The organism is Spiroplasma endosymbiont of Lariophagus distinguendus (genome assembly GCF_023846195.1).
Taxonomy (GTDB): Bacteria; Bacillota_I; Bacilli_A; order Mycoplasmatales; family VBWQ01; genus Spiroplasma_E.
Genome location: NZ_JALMUW010000101.1, coordinates 1 through 2,075 on the forward strand (window position 1 = coordinate 1; position 2,075 = coordinate 2,075).

General features: G+C 27.8%; 1 protein-coding gene. It reads left to right on the forward strand.

The features are described from left to right. Positions 1-243 precede the first annotated feature (243 nt). Positions 244-2,052 (forward strand): translation elongation factor 4, encoded by a 1,809-nt coding sequence (lepA, locus tag M0D11_RS05770; RefSeq protein WP_368862546.1) that lies wholly within the window; start codon positions 244-246, stop codon positions 2,050-2,052. Positions 2,053-2,075: the final 23 nt, after the last annotated feature.

Sequence of the window (2,075 nt, forward strand, 5' to 3'; positions counted from 1 at the left end):
GTTGTTAATATTTTTTCATATTATTAACAACCTCCCTCCTTTATTTTTTTGTTATTATAATTTTACATGATTTTAAAAACTAGTTATTTATGTATATATCTTTTCATATATTGTTAAGTGATAGTTTAATATATTTATAACATTATCTGCAACTTTCGATTTAATTTTATTTAAACTTTGGTATACTAAAACATAGTAAATAGTTTATAAGCAAAAGATAGGTGAATAAATAATATTATGAGTATCGATAAAAAATACATTAGAAATTTTTCAATTATTGCCCATATTGATCATGGTAAATCAACTTTGGCTGATCGTATTTTAGAATTAACTAATGCTGTTTCAAAAAGGGAAATGAAAAATCAATTGTTAGATTCACTAGATTTAGAACGTGAACGTGGCATTACAATTAAATTAAATAGTGTACAACTTAAATATCAATCATTAGATGGTCATACTTATTTGCTTCACTTAATTGATACTCCAGGTCATGTTGACTTTACTTATGAAGTATCGCGTAGTTTAGCAGCATGTGAAGGTGCCATTTTAGTAGTTGATGCTGCTCAGGGTATTGAAGCACAAACTTTAGCAAATGTATATTTAGCATTAGATAATGATTTAGAAATTATTCCTGTTATTAATAAAATAGATTTACCAAGTGCTGAACCAGAAAAAGTTAAGGAAGAAATTGAAAAAGTATTGGGTTTACCTGCTGATTATGCGCCTTTAATTTCTGCAAAAACAGGTATTAATATTCGCGATGTTTTAGAAGCAGTTATTAAATATATTCCTTATCCAATTGATGCTGATGATAATGAACCATTGCGTGCTTTAATTTTTGATTCATTATATGATAAATATCGTGGAGTGATGGCATTTATTAGAATCAAAACTGGTGTAATTAAAGTTGGCGATAAAGTAAGAATGATGTCAACTGGTGCCGAATATGAAATTACTGAATTAGGAGTACGCACACCAAAAGAAGAAAAGAGAGAAATGTTAACAGCTGGTGAAGTTGGTTGAATTAGTGGTGCAATTAAAATAATTAGTGATATTCATGTTGGTGATACGATTACTAGTGTTATTAATCCTGCTGATGCACCATTACCGGGTTATAAAACTTTAAAACCAATGGTTTATTGTGGTTTATATCCAATTGATACTAATAAATATCAAGAATTAAAGGATGCATTATATAAAATTCAATTATCGGATGCCTCATTAATTTTTACTGCTGAAACATCACAAGCATTAGGTTTTGGTTTTCGTTGTGGTTTTTTAGGGTTATTACATATGGATGTTATTCAAGAACGTTTAGAGCGTGAATATAATTTAGTTTTAATTTCAACAGCTCCTTCTGTAATTTATGAAGTAAATTTAACTAATGGTGAAAAGTTAATAATTGATAATCCAGCAAAATGACCAACTGTGCAGACAATTAAAAGTGTAGAAGAACCATTTGTGCAAGTAACAATAATGACACCAGAACAATATGTTGGTGCATTGATGCAATTATGTCAGGATAAACGTGGAACTTATTTAGATTTAAAATATGCTGATAATTTACGAAGAACTCTTATTTATAATATGCCACTGAATGAAATTGTCATTGATTTTTTTGATAAATTAAAATCAATATCAAAAGGTTATGCTTCATTAGATTATGAATTAATTGGTTATCAGGAAAGTAAATTAGTGAAAATGGATATTTTATTAGCAGGTAATATTGTTGATGCATTATCTGTTATTGTTCATAAGGATTTTGCTTATGATCGTGGGCGTGTTTTATGTGAAAAATTAAAAAAATTAATTCCAAAACAAAATTTTGAAGTTGCTATTCAGGCTGCTATTAATAATAAAATTATTGCTCGTCAAACTGTGCAAGCAGTTAGAAAAGATGTTATTGCTAAATGTTATGGTGGTGATATTACAAGAAAAAGAAAACTTTTAGAAAAACAAAAAGAAGGAAAGAAAAAAATGAAATCGATTGGTAATGTTGAATTACCACCAGAAGCATTTCGTACTGTTTTAAAAATAGATGAAGAAAATTAATAAAAAAGTTATAAATATTTGAT